12 protein-coding genes are annotated in these 15,802 nt (G+C 72.7%); 2 read left to right on the top strand and 10 right to left on the bottom strand.

The genetic code is table 11. The features are described 5' to 3' along the window. Window positions 1–82: 82 nt before the first annotated feature. The 3 genes from ACLIBK_RS06315 to ACLIBK_RS06305 are packed head-to-tail and all read right to left on the bottom strand — an operon-like array spanning window position 83 to window position 4,031. Window positions 83–2,548: a molybdopterin cofactor-binding domain-containing protein gene (locus tag ACLIBK_RS06315; protein WP_415386386.1), complete on the bottom strand. Its 2,466-nt coding sequence runs from the start codon at window positions 2,546–2,548 to the stop codon at window positions 83–85. Between the two features lie 5 nt (window positions 2,549–2,553). Then, window positions 2,554–3,045, bottom strand: a complete 492-nt coding sequence (locus ACLIBK_RS06310) for a (2Fe-2S)-binding protein (protein WP_415386385.1) — start codon at window positions 3,043–3,045, stop codon at window positions 2,554–2,556. Continuing rightward, window positions 3,042–4,031: an FAD binding domain-containing protein gene (locus ACLIBK_RS06305; RefSeq protein ID WP_415386384.1), complete on the bottom strand. Its 990-nt coding sequence runs from the start codon at window positions 4,029–4,031 to the stop codon at window positions 3,042–3,044. The genes ACLIBK_RS06310 and ACLIBK_RS06305 overlap by 4 nt, the downstream gene beginning before the upstream one ends. A 394-nt stretch (window positions 4,032–4,425) precedes the next feature. Between ACLIBK_RS06305 and ACLIBK_RS06300 the strand changes: the two genes are divergently transcribed. After that, window positions 4,426–4,932, top strand: a complete 507-nt coding sequence (locus ACLIBK_RS06300; protein WP_415386383.1) for a VOC family protein — start codon at window positions 4,426–4,428, stop codon at window positions 4,930–4,932. 187 nt (window positions 4,933–5,119) lie between these two features. On the opposite strand, the gene ACLIBK_RS06295 is transcribed toward ACLIBK_RS06300, so the two are convergent. The 6 genes from ACLIBK_RS06295 to pnp form a co-directional block, all read right to left on the bottom strand. Beyond that, a complete protein-coding gene (locus ACLIBK_RS06295; protein WP_415386382.1) occupies window positions 5,120–6,298 on the bottom strand; it encodes a hypothetical protein in 1,179 nt (392 codons plus the stop codon). After that, window positions 6,295–7,344 (bottom strand): ring-opening amidohydrolase, encoded by a 1,050-nt coding sequence (locus ACLIBK_RS06290; RefSeq protein WP_415386381.1) that lies wholly within the window; start codon window positions 7,342–7,344, stop codon window positions 6,295–6,297. The genes ACLIBK_RS06295 and ACLIBK_RS06290 overlap by 4 nt, the downstream gene beginning before the upstream one ends. A 163-nt stretch (window positions 7,345–7,507) precedes the next feature. Further along, window positions 7,508–8,956 carry an amidase gene (locus ACLIBK_RS06285; protein ID WP_415386380.1) on the bottom strand — a complete coding sequence of 483 codons (1,449 nt, stop codon included), beginning with the start codon at window positions 8,954–8,956 and terminating at the stop codon, window positions 7,508–7,510. Between the two features lie 105 nt (window positions 8,957–9,061). After that, window positions 9,062–9,814 (bottom strand): SDR family NAD(P)-dependent oxidoreductase, encoded by a 753-nt coding sequence (locus ACLIBK_RS06280; RefSeq protein WP_415386379.1) that lies wholly within the window; start codon window positions 9,812–9,814, stop codon window positions 9,062–9,064. Between the two features lie 240 nt (window positions 9,815–10,054). Then, window positions 10,055–11,455 carry an NAD(P)H-dependent flavin oxidoreductase gene (locus ACLIBK_RS06275; RefSeq protein ID WP_415386378.1) on the bottom strand — a complete coding sequence of 467 codons (1,401 nt, stop codon included), beginning with the start codon at window positions 11,453–11,455 and terminating at the stop codon, window positions 10,055–10,057. 99 nt (window positions 11,456–11,554) lie between these two features. Further along, window positions 11,555–13,852, bottom strand: a complete 2,298-nt coding sequence (gene pnp, locus ACLIBK_RS06270) for a polyribonucleotide nucleotidyltransferase (protein ID WP_415386377.1) — start codon at window positions 13,850–13,852, stop codon at window positions 11,555–11,557. A gap of 394 nt (window positions 13,853–14,246) precedes the next feature. On the opposite strand from pnp, the gene ACLIBK_RS06265 reads away from it, so the two are divergent. Beyond that, on the top strand, window positions 14,247–15,185 hold the full coding sequence (locus ACLIBK_RS06265; protein ID WP_415386376.1) for a DUF6454 family protein: 939 nt from the start codon (window positions 14,247–14,249) through the stop codon (window positions 15,183–15,185). A 164-nt stretch (window positions 15,186–15,349) separates the two neighbouring features. Here the strand turns inward: ACLIBK_RS06265 and ACLIBK_RS06260 are convergent, their stop codons facing one another. Then, a complete protein-coding gene (locus ACLIBK_RS06260) occupies window positions 15,350–15,754 on the bottom strand; it encodes a ketosteroid isomerase-related protein (protein WP_415386375.1) in 405 nt (134 codons plus the stop codon). Between the last annotated feature and the right edge of the window lie 48 nt (window positions 15,755–15,802).

The following is a 15,802-nucleotide window of genomic DNA, read 5'->3' as shown; positions in this document are numbered from 1 at the left end:
AGTCTAAGCTCCTCGCAGGGTGTCCAGAGGGGCAGAGCCCCTTTGGCCACGGCCCGAACACCAAGGAACCACCCCGATCCCGTCAGGACGCCCCGGACGCGAGTTCCCAGAGGCGGCACGGGCTGAGCGGGATTTCGCGGATCTCGACCCCGCGGGCCGGCAGGTCGAGGGCGTCCTCCACGGCCTGGGCGAAGAGCGGGCCGACGGGGATGGCGCCCGCCTCGCCGGCACCCTTCACGCCCATGGGGTTGAGCGGGGAAGGGGTGACGGTGTGTTCCAGCTGCATCCGCGGCACGTCGAGCGCGGTGGGCAGCAGGTAGTCGGCGAAGGAGGCGTTGAGGATCTGGCCCTCCGCGTCATAGGCGATCTTCTCGAAGAAGGCGTTGCCGATGCCCTGGGCCACGCCGCCATGGATCTGCCCGGCCAGGATCAGCGGGTTGATCACCGTGCCGCAGTCATGCACCACGACGTAGCGCCGGATGGAAACGGCCATGGTCAGCGGGTCCACCTCCACGATCATGGCGTGCACGCCCGAAGCAGTGGCGCCGCTGGCCGGGCCGAAATACTGCGTGGCCTCCAGCCCCGGCTCCGTGCCCGGCTGCACCGCGCCGCGCATCGGGTTGGCCAGCTGCGCCAGCGCGCCGAGGCGGATGGCATGCCCGGGCACGCCGAGGATCGAGACCTGGCCGTCGGCGATCACCAGGTCGGCCTCCGCGCACTCGAAGTGCTCGGCGGCGGCGCGCAGGATCTTCTGGCGGACCACCAGCGCGGCCTGCTGCACGGCGTTGCCGGCCACCACGGCGCCGCGGCTGGCGAAGGTGCCCGCACCCCAGGCGAACTGGTCGGTGTCGCCGGTCACCACCTCCACGTCGCGCAGGTCCACGCCGCACTGGTCGGCCACGATCTGCGCGAAGGCGGTGTAGTGGCCCTGGCCCTGGGTGCCGATGCCGGTGGCGACGCTGACCTTGCCGCTGTTCTGCACGTGCACGCGGGCGCCCTCGTAGGGGCCGATGCCGGTGCCCTCGACGTAGCAGACGATCCCGATCCCGAGGTGCCGCCCCTCGGCGCGGGCGCGCGGCTGCTCTTCGCGCAGGAACTGGGCGTAGCCGATGGCGTCCAGCGCCTTGTCCAGGATCGGCTCGTAGTCGCCGCTGTCGTACACCAGCGGCGCGAAGTCCTGGTAGATGATGCGGTTGTCGTAGGGGAAGGCATCGGGACGGATCAGGTTGCGCCGGCGGATCTCCGCGCGGTCGATCCCCAACTCGCGTGCGGCGGCGTCCAGCAGCCGCTCGATCACGAAGATGCCGTGCTGCCGCCCGGCGCCGCGATACGGCGTCACCAGCGTGCGGTTGGTGAACACGGCGGTGAAGGCGCTGTCGTAATGCGGCACGTCGTAGACGTTGAGCAGCGTGCACTGGCTGTTGATCGGCACGGTCAGCCCGTAGGGATCGTAGGCGCCGGTATCGTGCAGGAAGCGGTCCTGGATGCCCAGGATCCGGCCCTCCGCGTCCAGCGCCAGCTCGGCCTCGTGGATCTGACCGCGCTCATGGGTGGTGGCGAAGAAATGCTCCAGCCGGTCCTCGATCCACTTCACCGGCTGGTCGAGTTGCAGCGCCGCCCAGGGGATCAGCACTTCCTCCGGGTAGAACATCATGATCTTCGGGCCGAAGCCGCCGCCGATAAAGGGTGCGATCACCCGCACCTGCCGCTCGCTCAGCCCCAGCATGGCGGCCAAGCCGTTGCGGATCGCCACGGGGGCCTGGGTGGTGTCCCACACCGTCAGCTTGTCGGCCTTGCCGTCCCATTGCGCCACCACGCCGCGCGTTTCCATCGGCGCGGACAGCCCGTGCTCGTAGGAGTAGCGCCGGCGGATCACGTGCGCGGCGCGCCCTTTCGCCGCCGCGTAGTCGCCCTTGCGCTGGTGCACCCGCGCCGCGACGTTGTGGCCGAGATCGGCGTGCACGAGCGGCGCGCCGGGTTGCAGCGCGGCTTCCAGGTCGGCCACCACCGGCAGCGGCTCGTACTCCACCTCGATCTCACCCGCGGCATCCTCGGCCAGGTAGCGGCTCTCGGCGATCACCAGCGCCACCGGCTCGCCGACATGGCGCACCACGTCGCGCGCCAGCGGCACCTGGGTGCGCTGGTGGAATTCCAGCCCGGGGATGGTAGGCGGCGGCGGCACCAGCAGCGGGCCGGGCTGCCAGTAGTCCCCGAGATCGGCCGCGGTGAAGACTGCCACCACGCCGGGGCGCGCACGGGCGGCAGCCGCGTCGATGCCGGCGATGCGCGCGTGCGCGTGCGGCGAGCGCAGCAGGGCAGCGTGCAGCATCCCCGGCAGTTCCACGTCGTCCACGAACAGCGCGCGGCCGGTCAGCAGGCGCGGGTCCTCGTTGCGGGACACGGGGGCGCCGAAGAAGCGCGTTTCGCCGCCGGCGGGCGAAACCCGTGCCGTCGCGCTGCCGGGAGAAGCGGCGGGCGCAGCGGCCCGGTGCACGGCGTCGCCGGTGCTGGCGGGCGCCCCCGCGGGACGTCCGGGGAGGGGCGGCACGGCGTTCACGCCGCGGCCCCGCGCGGCCGGGCGGCGGCCAGCAGCACGGCGTCCACGATGTGCTGGTAGCCGGTGCAGCGGCACAGGTTGCCCGACAGCGCGTCGCGCACCGCGTGCTCGTCCGGGTCGGGGTTGTCGCGCAGAAAGGCCTGCACGGTCATCAGGATGCCCGGCGTGCAGTAGCCGCATTGCAGCGCGTGCGCGTCGCGGAAGGCCTGCTGGATCGGGTGCAGCGCGTCGCGCGACGGCGCCATGCCTTCCACGGTGGACACGGCGTGGCCGTCCACCTGCACCGCCAGGGTCAGGCAGGCGCGCGCCGGCTCGCCGTCCAGCAGGATCGTGCAGGCGCCGCACACGCCGTGCTCGCAGCCGACATGGGTGCCGCTCAGCCGCAGCTCGTGGCGCAGGAAGTCGGTCAGCAGCAGGCGCGGCTCCACCGCGCGTCGATAGGTGCGGCCGTTCACCGTGACGGAGATCGGGTGGGGCGCGTCGCTCATGCGGGAACCTCGGGCAGCGCGGCCGGGAGGGAGGTGACGGGAAACGGTGCGGCGGCGGGATGCGGGGCCGTGCCGGGGAGCGGCGCCGCCCAGTCCGGGGGCGGGAAGCCGGCGGCCGCGGCGGCCCGCGCGGTGGCGAGGCGCAGCGCACGCTCGGCCAGCACGCCCGCGAGGTGGCGGCCATAGGCGGGCGAGGCATGCAGGTTGCCGGCGGGCTGCACGGCGCCGCGCACCAGCGCCGCCGCGTCGCGGATCGCCGCCGCATCCGGCCGAGCCCCCGCCAGCGCGGCCGCGGCCTCCGCCGCCGCGAGGGGAGTATCCCCGGCATTGCAGCAGGCCAGCCGCGCCCGTTCCACCCTTCCATCGGCGCGCAGCGTAACCACGGCGGCGACGCCCATCATGGCGTAATCGCCGCGCCGCCGCGCCAGTTCCAGAAAGGCGGTGCCGCTGCGCGCGGGCAGGGCGGGCAGGGCGATCTCCAACAGCATCTCGTCCGGCCGCAGGGCGGTGTAGAGGGCGCCCAGGAAGAAATCCTGCGCGTCCAGCCAGCGCTCGCCGGCGGCGCTGCGCAGGTGCAGGCGGCCTTCCAGCGCCAGCACCACGGCCGGCATCTCGGAAGCCGGGTCGGCATGGCACAGGTTGCCGGCCAGCGTGCCGCGGGTGCGGATCTGCGGGTGCGCGACCTCGGCCAGCGCTTCGGGGATGATAGGGAAACGGGCGGCCACCGCCGGGTCGCGTTCCAGCCGGCGGTAGCGGCACAGCGCGCCGACCCGCAGCGTGCCGGCCTCGTCCACCGCCAGCCGGTCCAGTTCCGCGACGCGGTTCAGGTCGATCAGCACGGCGGGCTGCGCGACGCGGAAGTTCATCGCCGGGATCAGGCTCTGCCCGCCAGCGAGGAAGCGCGCTTCCTCACCATGCCCGGCCTTCAGCGCCAGGGCTTCGGCCAGCGTGGTGGGAGCGTGGTAGCGGAAGGGGGCCGGCTTCATGCCCGCCCTGCGTCGTCCAACAAGCGTCGGGGCTCCGTGTGGCCAAGCCTGGGGCCGTGCAACATCAGGGCCAGGGGAAAGGCCGGGGGGGTGAACTCCCCCAGACCCCCTCCTTCTTTCGGGAGCAGAAGTGCTGCGCCAGCCACCGGGGTGCGCGAAAATTCCCGAAAATCGCAGGGGGTCCGGGGGATGCCTCCCCCGGCTCGACCTTGTTCCCCTGCCTCGGGACCAGGGCGCGGCGGCCGGGCGCGCCACGGCCAGGGCTGCCGCCGGGACGGGCAGACTGCTCTCCAGCGTGCCGGGGCCGTGGAACCCGGCTGCGACGCGGCGTGGCGGCGGCCGTTGGCACATCCCTTGCCCCCGGCGGATGCAACCTGCTGGAAGAACACCCCCCATGCCCGATGCCGCAGAGCCGCTCGTCGCCGGCCTGTTCCATGTCGCCGTGAAAACCAACGATCTCGCCGCGACGCGCGCCTTCTATGTCGGGCTGCTCGGCCTGCGCGACGTGCAGCGGCCGGATTTCGGCTATCCCGGCGCTTGGCTGGCGGTGCCGCTGCCGGGCGGGCCGGCGCTGCTGCACGTTTATGCCGGCGGCCCGGCGATGGGCCCGGACGGCGCCGCGCCGCAGGGCACGGCGGCGATCGACCATGTTTCCCTGGCCTGCCGCGGCTACCATGCCTTCCGGCAGCGTTTCGTGGCGGCCGGGCTGGACTGGCGGGAATTCCTGGTGCCAGGCACCACCCTGTGGCAGCTCTTCGTCTACGACCCCTCCGGCGTGCAGCTGGAACTGACCTTCGACGGTGCCTGCGAGGACGGCGCCCCGCCTGACATGTCCGAGGCGCGCCGCTACCGCGCCGGGGAAAGCTTCTTCGACCCGGCGCGCTACCCCAGGCTGGGCTGAATCCCGGCGGTGGTCCCCGTCAGGGCTGAGTGACAGCCAGCAAGCCGGGGGGAAGTATCCCCCGGACCCCCTTCTATTTTCGGGAGTTTTCGCGTGCGCCCGTGGCCGCCAGAGCTCTTTTACTCCCGAAAGAAGGAGGGGGTCTGGGGGAGTTCACTCCCCCGGCCTTCCGGGCCACTCCGCTGCATCAGGCAGCGAGGAGCTCTTCCGGCCCGGGCACGTCGCGGTACAGGCGGCGCAGCTCGGCCCGGAAGGCTTCGCCGTTCTTCTTGCGGGTGCCGGCCACCGAATCGACCCCGGGCAGCAGCGTGTCGCTGGCGGCCCAGCTGAGGTCGCGCACGAACCCCACCCGCGGGTCGCGCAGCGCCGCCACCGCGCGCACGTCGCCGCCGGCGCGCAGCACGGCGCCGGCCAGCACGCCGTCCTCCACCGCCTGGGTGGCGCCCTGGCCCAGCGTCGGCACCATCGCCTGCGCCGCGTCGCCCAGGAACAGCGCCCGGCCGTCCGGGCTGTGCCGCAGCATCGGCGCGTCGGCCGAGCGCGCCCAGTGGATCTCCCCGAAGCGGGCGGCGATCTGCGCCAGCATCCAGGCCACGTCGGCGCTGGGCTCCGCGTCCGGCGGCAGGAACAGCCGGCGCTGGTAGTCCAGGCCGCGATGCTCCGCGGTGATCTGCCCGTCCTCGCCCAGCGGAAAGGTGCCGGCGACGTAGACGGCGTTGCCCGGCACGCGGAAGGCCAGCAGCCGCGCGTTGCCGTTGAACCATTGCCCGTAGTCGTCGAAGGGGCAGTCCGTCGCGTCGGGCACCAGCAGCCGCCAGATGCAGACGCCGAGCTGCCGCGGCTCCGGCACCCCGGCCGTCAACGCGCGCAGCTGGCTGTAGCGCCCGTCGCCGCCCACCAGCAGGTCGAAGCCGCCGTGCCGCGCCAGTTCGCCGTCGGCGCGGCGGAACACCGGCACCAGCCGCCCGGCCGCGTCCTCCTCGACCGCTTCCAGCGCGTGGCCGTGCCGCGTGATCCCGGCCACCGGCGCGCGCAGCACGCGGTACAGTTCCGACCAGCGGATGCGCACGCCCGGCTCGTCGGCCACCTCCAGCAGGTCGAGGTCCAGCAGCCGCGTGCCGTCGGCCAGGTCCACGAACCAGCGCCGCCAGGGCAGCGAGGCTTCGCGCAGCGCCGCGTGGCGTTCCGGCAGGTGCAGGCGCAGCGCCTTGGCCGCGTTGGGCCCGAGGTTGAGCCCGGTGCCGGCCTCGGCATGCTCGCCGGGCCGCACGCGCTCGAACACCGCCGTCTCGATGCCCGGCGCACCGTCCAGGCGTTCCGCCAGCAGGCTGCCCGCCACGCCGGTGCCGATGATGCCGATCCTCACGCGCCCACTCCCTCATCCCGCGCGATCACCGCCACCAGCCCGCCCCCCGGCGGTCCCTGGTGCGCCGCGCCCCCCGACACGAAGATCCGCCCGTCCCCCGCCACGGCGGCGATCACCGCCCCCAGCGCGCCGCGCAGGTGCCGCTGCGCCTCCAGGTCGGTGTCGCCCAGCATGGTGTGGCGCTGCCCGCGCACCCGGCCGGAGCGGTCCGGCTCGCCCTTGGCCAGCACCGCCGCGATGCGCCCGCGCTGGTCCGGCGGCACGTCCGGGTCGGGCGCCAGCCCGACGTCGCGAAAGGCGGCCTGCACGGCGCCGAGGTCCAGCGCGTCGGCCATCGGCCGCACCGCCAGGCGCAAGCCGCCGCCCCAGCCCGCGGCCGTGCCGAACAGCACCACCTCGTCGCGCAGCACCTCCACCCCGGCCGACGCACTGGCGCGCTCGGAGAACACGGACGGGTCTTCCAGCAGCGCGGCCTCCGCCGCCGCCGCCGAAATCTCGCCCAGGCCCACCGCCACGCCCAGCGCCCCGGCCGCCACCGAGCACAGCAGCTGCCCCGGCCCGCCGGCGGGCGACTTCACCTGGGCCAGCCGCACGCGCGCGGGGTCCGCGATCCCCGCATCCCGCATCGCCGCCCGCAGCGTGGCCGCGACGCGGCGGATCTGCGCGCCGTGGCCGACATCGCCGGGCGCCACCGGCGGCCCGAAAGCGGTGCCGATCGCCAGGCCCTCGCCCGCCGCGTCGCCGGGCTGCACCGCGAAGACGCAGTAATGCGGTGACAGCACGCCCTCCGTGCCGCCCGACAGCACGCAGGGGATGCGTTCGGCCAGGGTCTCGGGCGCTTCCCCCGTCCGGCGCGACAGCAGCAGCAGCAGGGATTGGGTGAAGTAGCCGCGGGTGAAGTCGTTCAGCCCGCCATTGCCCTCGGTCTTGCCGATCACCGCGCGAATCTCGGACGCGCGCAGCGTGCCGGCCTCCAGCAGCGCGGCCAGGGCGGACACGTCGCCCGGATGCGCCATGGGCAGGCGGTGCACCCTCAGTTCGGGCATGAACCGCCGCAGGCCGTGCTGGCCGACATGGAAAGGGCGCCTCCTCGCGCTACGCCGGAACCCCCGAGGGCACCGGCGCCGTCCCGGCCGGAGGCAAGCGCCGGGCCAGGAGCACCCCGGACCCGCCGGATGCCGGACGGCTGCCGCGGCGGGAACGCCCGCGCTATGCCGCGGCGGTGAAGGCCAGCGGCGCTAGGCCGGTCCAGGGCGCGGCGCGTTCCAGCACCCCGGCCAGGGCCAGCAGCGCGGGCTCGCCCCCCGTGCGCCCCAGCAGCTGCACGGAAAGCGGCCGTCCCGCGGTATCCAGCCCGTGCGGCACGGCGATCGCCGGCAGCCCGGCGGCATTGGCCAGGGCGGCAAAGGGCGCCAGGGCGGCGAAGCGGCCGAAATGCGCCGCCACGTCGTCGCCATCCGTGCGCAGCGTGCCGACCGGGGGCGGCGGGCCGGACAGGGCCGGAGTCAGCAGCGCCGTCGCCCCGCGCAGCAGCCCGGCCATGCCGTGCGCCAGCCGGGCCAGGGCGATTTCCAGCGCGCCGAAATCGGCGGCACGCAGCGCCTCGCCCCGCCGGGCGGTGGCCCAGGAGATCGGCTCCATGTCCTCCGGCGCCGGACGCAGGGCGCGCACCGCGCCGGCCAGGTTGCGGCAGGCCAGGGTGACGAAGGCCTGCGCCGCTGCCTCGCAGAAGGGCGCGAGGGCGGCGGGGTCGAGCGGCACCACCTCCTGCCCCGCGGCTTCCAGGATAGCGGCCGCGGAACGGGCGGCATCCGCCCATTCCGGCGCCAGCGGGCTGCCATCCGGCGCCGCACACAGCAGCAGGATGCGCCCAGGCGCCGGGTCGCGCGCGTGCAGGTCGGGCGGCAGCCCTTCCGGGAAGGGAGAGGGGAAGGGGCCGTCGATCGGCGGCGCGGCCAGCAGCGACAGGGCGCGGGCGGTGTCGCGCAGGCTGCGGCTGACCACCAGCTCGCTGGCCAGACCGTGCATGAGGTTGCCGAAATCCGGCCCCTGCGGGATCACCCCGCGCCCGGGCTTCAGCCCCACCAGCCCGCAGGCCGCCGCCGGCACCCGGATGGAACCGCCGGCATCGGTGGCATGCGCCATCGGCACGATCCCCGCCGCCACCGCCGCGGCCGAGCCGCCGGAGGACCCGCCCACCCCGCGCCCGAGGTCCCAGGGGTTGCGGCAGATCGGGCCGATGGCGGGTTCCGTGGCCAGGTTCAGCCCGAATTCCGGCACGGCCGTCTTGCCGAAGGTGACCAGACCGGCCGCCTTGAACCGGGCGATCAGTTCGCCATCCCGCGGCGCGGGGGTGGCGTGGCGTTGCAGGTGCCGGTTGCCCGCCACGGTCGGCACCCCCGCCAAGGGGGCACCGAGGTCCTTCACCAGGAAGGGCACGCCGGCAAAGGGCAGGGCGGCGCCCGACGGCAACCGTGCCAGGGCTTCGGCGGCCACGTCCGGGGTGAAGCGGCAGATCGCGCCGACCGCCAGGTTCAGCGCTTCCGCCTGCCGCTGCGCCGCGGCCAGCAGCTCGGCCGGCGACACATCCCGCGCGGCGACGCGGGCCGCCCATCCCGTGGCATCCGTGCCGAGGTAGTCGGCGCGCGACAGGGTCACGGGATCAGCCCCGCCACGACGGCGCCGGGACACCGGGTGGGCCGCCGCGACGGCGCCATCGGGCCCGGGATGCCCGGCGGCCCGTGCAGGGCGGGCCGCGGCGCGTCAGGTGCGGATGGAGTTGCCGCCATCCACCGTCAGCACCGCCCCGGTGACGTAGGACGCCTTTTCCGAGCACAGGTAGAGCACCGCGCCCGAAGCATCCTCCGGCCCGCTGCTGCGGCCCAGCGGGATGCGGGTCAGCATGTTGGCCACGTATTCGTCGGTCAGCGGGCTGACCTCGCTGCCCGGCGCGAAGCCCGGCTCCACCGCGTTCACCCGGATGCCGCGCGGCGCGAAGTCCAGCGCCAGCCCCTTGGTCAGCCGCTCCAGCGTGGTCTTGGAGGCGCAATAGGCCACCCGCCCCGGATTCATCTTGCGCGAGGCGCCGGAGGAGATGTTGACGATGCTGCCCTTGATGCCCTTGCCCACCATCAGCCGCGCCGCCTCGCGCGACAGGATGAACACGGCGCGGACGTTGATGTCGAACATCCGGTCCCACTCGTCCGTGGGCAGGTCGAACAGGTCGCCGCCGGGATAGATGCCGGCATTGTTCACCAGGATGTCCGGGGCGCCCCAGCTATCGCGCACCGTGTTCGCGAGGTCGAGGATGGAGCTCTCCTCCCGCAGTTCCGTGGTGTGCAGCAGCGTGTGGGCGGGATCGAGGCCGAGATCCGCCGCCGTTCGTTCCAGCGCGTCGCGCCGGTTGTCCGACAGGCAGAGCCGCGCCCCTTCCCGGGCAAAGGCCGCGGCGATCCAGCGGCCATAGATGCCGGCGGCACCGGTGACGATGACGCCCTTGTCTTGGAATTCGCTCATGGCGGCGAGGATGCGCTCATGGTGGCTGCACCGGAAGGGCAGGGAAGGCCGGGGGAGTGAACTCCCCCGGACCCCCTCCTTCTTTCGGGAGTTTGGGGGTGCCGCAAGCACCCCCGCAAACTCCCGAAAATAGAAGAGGGGCCGGGGGATACTTCCCCCCGGCTTCCTGTTCCCCCGTGCCAAAAACAACAACGGCCGCGCGGGAGGCCTCCCACGCGGCCGTTCCGGAAAGGGCGGCGCTCAGCGCCCCGTCAGGATGCGCCCCACCAGTTCCTTCACCGTCGGGATGTAGCCGTTGGAATAGAACGGGTCCGAGGCGAAACGATAGGCATTGTGCCCGGCGAACATCAGGTTGTTCTCCACGTCGCCGCCATGGGCGATGTCCTGCAGCGTCTTCTGGATGCAGAAGCTGCGCGGATCGGCCTTCTTGCCGTTGGAGAAATCGGCCGAGTGCTGCGACCAGTTGGAGAAGCGGCACTGGCTGAGGCAGCCCATGCAGGCCACCTGGTCGGCCAGGATCTGCCGCGACGCCTCGGGCGTCACGAAGACCAGCGTGTCGTCGGGGGTGCGCAGCGCCTCGGTGAAGCCGGCTGCTTCCCATTGCCGCACGCGGGCCAGGTCGCCCGGCACCAGCCAGGCCGCCCGCTTGCGCGGACCGACGCCGTACTGGGCGGAATGCTCGCCGATCGGCTCGGAGGTATAGGCCACCTGCCGCTCGGAACGGCCCTCCAGGTCGCGCAGGTAGTCGTTGCGCACGGCGGATGAATAGAAGCCGGTGGGCGAGAAGTTCTGCAGGCTCACGTCGCCAGCCTTGAGCGTCAGCAAGCGCTGCTTCCAGGCATCGGGGATCGGGCTCTCGCGCGTCACCAGCGGGCGGGTGCCGAACTGGAAGGCGATCGGACCCAGCTCGGGGTTGTCGATCCAGTCCTGCCATTCCTCGAGCCACCAGACGCCGCCGGCCATGATGATCGGCACGTCGCCCAGCCCGGCTTCGCGCATGGTCTTGCGCAGGTTCAGCACGCGCGGGAAGGGGTCTTCCGGCTTGCGCGGGTTCTCGCTGTTGCTCAGGCCGTTGTGGCCGCCGGCCAGCCAGGGGTCCTCGTACACCACGCCGCCCAGCCATTCCTGGGCCTTGTGGTAGGCGCGCTTCCACAGCGCGTTGAAGGCGCGGCCGGAGGAAACGATGGGATAGTAGTGCACGCGGTACTCGCGCGCGATCTCGCTGAGCTTGTAGGGCATCCCCGCGCCGCAGGTGACGCCGTGGATCAGGCCCTTGGCCCCTTCCAGCACGCCGCGCAGCACCCGCTCCGCGCCGCCCATCTCCCACAGCACGTTGATGTGCACGCGGCCATGGCCGTTGGAGCGCTCATGCGCCTCGCGGGCCTGGGTGATGCCGCCGGAAATGCCGTAGGCCACCAGCTCCTCGTGCCGCTCGCGGCGCGTCTTGCCGTGGTAGACCTGGGGAATGGGATTGCCCGCCGCGTCGTAGCTGTCGGCATTGACGCCCGAGAAGGTGCCGACGCCGCCGGCTTCCGCCCAGCCGCCGCAGGAGGCGCCGTTGGAGGCAGCGACTCCCTTGCCGCCCTCGACGAGGGGGAGGACGTCGACGCCCCCCATACGAATCGCGTTGATGGCCTTCACGGCAGGCTCGTCCTGTTTTCCCGAGGGGAAGCCGAGATATGGCCCGGCCGGGCCCCGAGTCGAGGGGCGCCGGCCGGATCCGTCACATCTGGGTGACGCTTACTCGGCGTTGTCGCGGGGGCCGCGGTCGCCACCCTCGCGGAAGTCGCCGCGGTCGCGGCGGGGGCCGCGGTCACGGTCGCCGCCGCGGAAGCCGCCCCGGTCACCCCGGTCGCTGCGCTCCCGGCGCTCGCCGCCGCCACCATTCTCGCCGCCTTCGCCACCCTCGCGCGGGCGGCGGGCGCCGACCTGCTCGGAAATGTCGGCGCCGCTGGCCTGGTCCACCACCCGCATGGACAGCTTGACCTTGCCGCGGTCGTCGAAGCCGATGACCTTGACCTTCACCTTGTCGCCCACGTTGACGACGTCGGTGGTCTTGTTCACCCGCTCCTGGCCCAGCTCGGAGATGTGGACGAGGCCGTCCTTGGCGCCGAGGAAGTTCACGAAGGCGCCGAAATCGGCGGTCTTCACCACGGTGCCGTTGTAGATCGTGCCGATCTCGGCCTCGGCGGTGATGCCCTTGATGCGGTCGATCGCGGCCTGGGTCGCCTCGGGGGAGGACGACGCGATCTTGATCGTGCCGTCATCCTCGATGTCGATCTTGGTGCCGGTCTGCTCCACGATCTCGCGGATCACCTTGCCGCCCGTGCCGATCACTTCGCGGATCTTGTCCTTGGGGACGTTGATCACGGTGATCTTCGGGGCGTTGGCGGCCACGTCGGTGCGCGCGCCCGTCAGGCCCTTGGCCATCTCGCCCAGGATGTGGATGCGGCCGTCCTTGGCCTGCTCCAGCGCCGTGCGCATGATGTCGAAGGTGATGGACGTGATCTTGATGTCCATCTGGAGCGAGGTGATGCCCTGCTCCGTGCCGGCCACCTTGAAGTCCATGTCGCCGAGGTGGTCCTCGTCGCCCAGGATGTCGCTGAGCACCGCGAAGCCGCGATCCTCCTTGATCAGGCCCATGGCGATGCCGGCGCAGGGACGCTTCAGCGGCACGCCCGCATCCATCAGCGCCAGCGAGGTGCCGCAGACGGTGGCCATGGAGGAGGAGCCGTTGCTCTCCGTGATCTCACTCACCACACGCAGCGTGTAGGGGAACTTCTCCTTTTCCGGCAGCAGCGGGTGGATGGCGCGCCAGGCCAGCTTGCCGTGGCCCACCTCGCGCCGCCCGGGCGAGCCCATGCGGCCGGTCTCGTTCACGCTGTACGGAGGGAAGTTGTAGTGCAGCAGGAAGTTCTCGCGGTACTCGCCCGCGAGGGCGTCGATGATCTGCTCGTCCTGCCCGGTGCCCAGCGTCGCCACGCAGAAGGCCTGCGTCTCACCGCGGGTGAACAGCGCCGAACCGTGGGCGCGCGGCAGCACGCCGACCTCGGCCACGATCGGGCGCACGGTCTTGGTGTCGCGGCCGTCGATGCGCAGGCCGGTGTCCAGGATGGCGTTGCGGACCACGTCCGCTTCCAGCTCCTTGAGCAGGCCCTTGGCGGCGCCGGCATCCAGGCCCTCGGCGGTCAGCGCCTCGGCCACCGCCTTCTTCACCGCGCCCACCTTGTTCTGGCGCAGCAGCTTCTGGGTTTCCTTGTAGGCCTCGGCCATCTGGGCGCGGCCGAGCTCGGAAATGCGGTTCTTCAGCGCCACCTCGGCCTCGGACACCTCGGCCAGCGGCCAGGGCTCCTTGGCGGCGCGCTCGGCCAGCTCGATGATGCCGGCGATCACGGGCTGGAAGCCCTTGTGGCCGAACTCCACGGCGCCGAGCATGACCTCCTCGGTCAGCTCCTGCGCCTCGGACTCCACCATCAGCACGCCCTCGGCGGTGCCGGCGAGCACGAGGTCGAGCACCGAGCGCTTCCGCTCCTCGGCGGTCGGGTTCAGCACGTACTGGCCGTCGATATAGCCGACGCGGGTGCCGGCGATCGGGCCGAAGAAGGGGATGCCGGACAGCGTCAGCGCGGCGGAGCAGCCGACCATCGCGACGATGTCGGGATCGTTCTCCAGGTCATGCGACAGCACGGTCGCGACCACTTGGACCTCGTTGCGGAACCCGTCGGGGAACAGCGGGCGGATCGGCCGGTCGATCAGGCGGGAGGTGAGGGTCTCGAACTCGGAGGGACGGCCCTCACGCTTGAAGAAGCCGCCGGGGATCTTGCCCGCGGCGAAGGCCTTCTCCTGGTAATTCACGGTCAGCGGGAAGAAGTCCTGGCCCGGCTTCACCGAGCGGGAGCCTACCGCCGTGCAGAGCACGATGGTGTCGCCCAGGCGGGCCATCACGGCGCCATCGGCCTGGCGGGCGACCTTGCCCGTCTCAAGCGTCAGGGTCTTGCCACCCCAGGCGATATCCTTGCGGTAGTAGTTCTCGAACATGCGTGCATCCTGTCGGCCCCGCATCCCGGCGGTGCCGGGATCGGGGGTGGGGTGCGACGCGACGGGGATGAAGAACAACTCGCCCCGGCGGCCCGCCCCGGATCGAAAAGGGGGAGGGTGCCCGGCGTCTCGGGTGGCATGGGGGCCGCGTAGCCAGGGCGGCGGGAAACCATGTGACCGGAAACGCCGCGGCGCGGCGCGCGTCCTGCAGCCCACCGCGTGCGCGGAAGGGAGCGCGGCCTCGCGGCCACGCCCGAACGGCCGTTATATGCCCCCGCACCCGCGGGATTGCCAGCGGAAAAGCGGTGCGGGGCGTTCCCGCACCGCGCGGCCGTCATCGCCGCGCAACGTTTCTGCAACCCTGCCGTCGCGAACCGGGTGCATGCTGGCCGGCATGCCCAAGCTCCCCACCGCCCTGCTGCTGTTGTTCGGACTGGCCGCGATCGCCCCGCCCGCCCTGGCGCAGGACGGGTTGGCCGACCGCTTCCGCACCCTGGGCCGCGGCGCGGCCTGGGAACCGGTGGCCACGATCGACCTGCCCTTTCCCAGCTTCCACCCGCAGGGCATGGCGCGGGTGGGCGACCGCTTCCTGCTCTCCTCCGTGGAGATCCTGCAGCCCACCCGGCGCTATGACGCCCCGCGCGACGGGCTGGACCGCGACGCCGGCCGCGGCACCGGCCACCTGTTCGAGGTCGGGCCGGACGGCGCCCTCCTGCGCTCCGCGACGCTGGGCGAGGGCGACATCTACCACCCCGGCGGCGTGGATTTCGACGGCACCCATCTCTGGGTGCCGGTGGCGGAATACCGGCCCAACAGCCGCTCGATCATCTACCGCGTCGATCCCGCCACCCTGCGGGCGGAGGAGATGTTCCGCGCCCCCGACCACATCGGCGGGCTGGTGTTCGACCGCGCCTCGGGCACGCTGCACGGCGTGTCCTGGGGCTCGCGCCGCTTCTATGCCTGGAAGCTGGGCGCCGACGGCCGCCCCGAGGGCGACCCCGCCGCGGCGCGGCCGCGCGCCAACCCGGCGCAGTACGTGGACTACCAGGACTGCCATTCCGTCGGCGACGGAATGGCCCTGTGCGGCGGGCTGAACCAGTACCGGCCGCAGGGTCCGCAAGGCCCCGTGCTGGCCCTGGGCGGGCTGGAACTGGTGGACCTCGCCCGCGGGGCCCCGGTGCACCAGTTGCCGGTGGAGCTGTGGACGGGCGGCGGCCTGCCGATGACGCAGAACCCCTTCGCCGTGGCCACCCAGGGCGCCGGGCTGCGTTTCTGGTTCGCCCCCGAGGACGACCACACGCGCATCTTCGTCTACGACGTGCGGCCGCGCTGAAGGGGCAGAAAGCCGGGGGGAGGTATCCCCCCGGACCCCCTTCTATTTTCGGGAGTCTTGGGGCGCGCAGGTGGCCGAGGGCGCTCTTCTACTCCCGAAAGAAGGAGGGGGTCCGGGGGAGTTCACTCCCCCGGCCTTCCGCAGCTCATCCGCCCCGGCGCCGTTCAGCCACCGACCTGCCGCATCCAGTCCCGCAGGTTGTAGGCCATGGAAAGCCGGGCGATCCGCCCGTCCCGCACCTCCAGGAACGCGCCCGCGGGCAGGGTGTAGCGCTGCCCGGCGGCCTCCGGCAGGCCCTCGTCGGTGTGGAGGTACTCGCCCTCCACCACGAACTCCGCCGCGGCGCGGGTACCGGTGGCGTCCACCATCACGACGATGTCGCGCAGCTGCTCGCGGTAGCACTGCTCCATGTGCCGCAGAAAGGCGGCAAAGGCGTCGCGCCCGACCTGCCGGTCGCCCTGGTTGACGTCATGCGCCACATCCTCGGCCAGGCAGGCGAGCATGCCGTCCCAGTTCCCGGCATTGAAGGCGTCGTAGTAGCGGCGGATCAGCGCTTCGGTGGGGTGCATGCGGGTGTCTCCTGGCGGGAAGACCGGATGGCGCGCAGCCGTTCCGGC

The sequence above is a fragment of the Roseomonas sp. BN140053 genome, from assembly GCF_047690175.1.
Classification (GTDB): domain Bacteria; phylum Pseudomonadota; class Alphaproteobacteria; order Acetobacterales; family Acetobacteraceae; genus Roseomonas.
This window is presented reverse-complemented; position numbering and strand designations above follow the sequence as displayed.

Excerpts from the sequence above, each read along its gene's own strand:
- ACLIBK_RS06280 (WP_415386379.1), bottom strand. The coding sequence starts at position 9,814 with ATGAGCGAATTCCAAGACAAGGGCGTCATCGTCACCGGTGCCGCCGGC.
- ACLIBK_RS06300 (WP_415386383.1), top strand. The coding sequence starts at position 4,426 with ATGCCCGATGCCGCAGAGCCGCTCGTCGCCGGCCTGTTCCATGTCGCC.
- pnp (WP_415386377.1), bottom strand. The coding sequence starts at position 13,852 with ATGTTCGAGAACTACTACCGCAAGGATATCGCCTGGGGTGGCAAGACC.
- ACLIBK_RS06310 (WP_415386385.1), bottom strand. The coding sequence starts at position 3,045 with ATGAGCGACGCGCCCCACCCGATCTCCGTCACGGTGAACGGCCGCACC.
- ACLIBK_RS06265 (WP_415386376.1), top strand. The coding sequence starts at position 14,247 with ATGCCCAAGCTCCCCACCGCCCTGCTGCTGTTGTTCGGACTGGCCGCG.
- ACLIBK_RS06305 (WP_415386384.1), bottom strand. The coding sequence starts at position 4,031 with ATGAAGCCGGCCCCCTTCCGCTACCACGCTCCCACCACGCTGGCCGAA.
- ACLIBK_RS06260 (WP_415386375.1), bottom strand. The coding sequence starts at position 15,754 with ATGCACCCCACCGAAGCGCTGATCCGCCGCTACTACGACGCCTTCAAT.
- ACLIBK_RS06290 (WP_415386381.1), bottom strand. The coding sequence starts at position 7,344 with ATGCCCGAACTGAGGGTGCACCGCCTGCCCATGGCGCATCCGGGCGAC.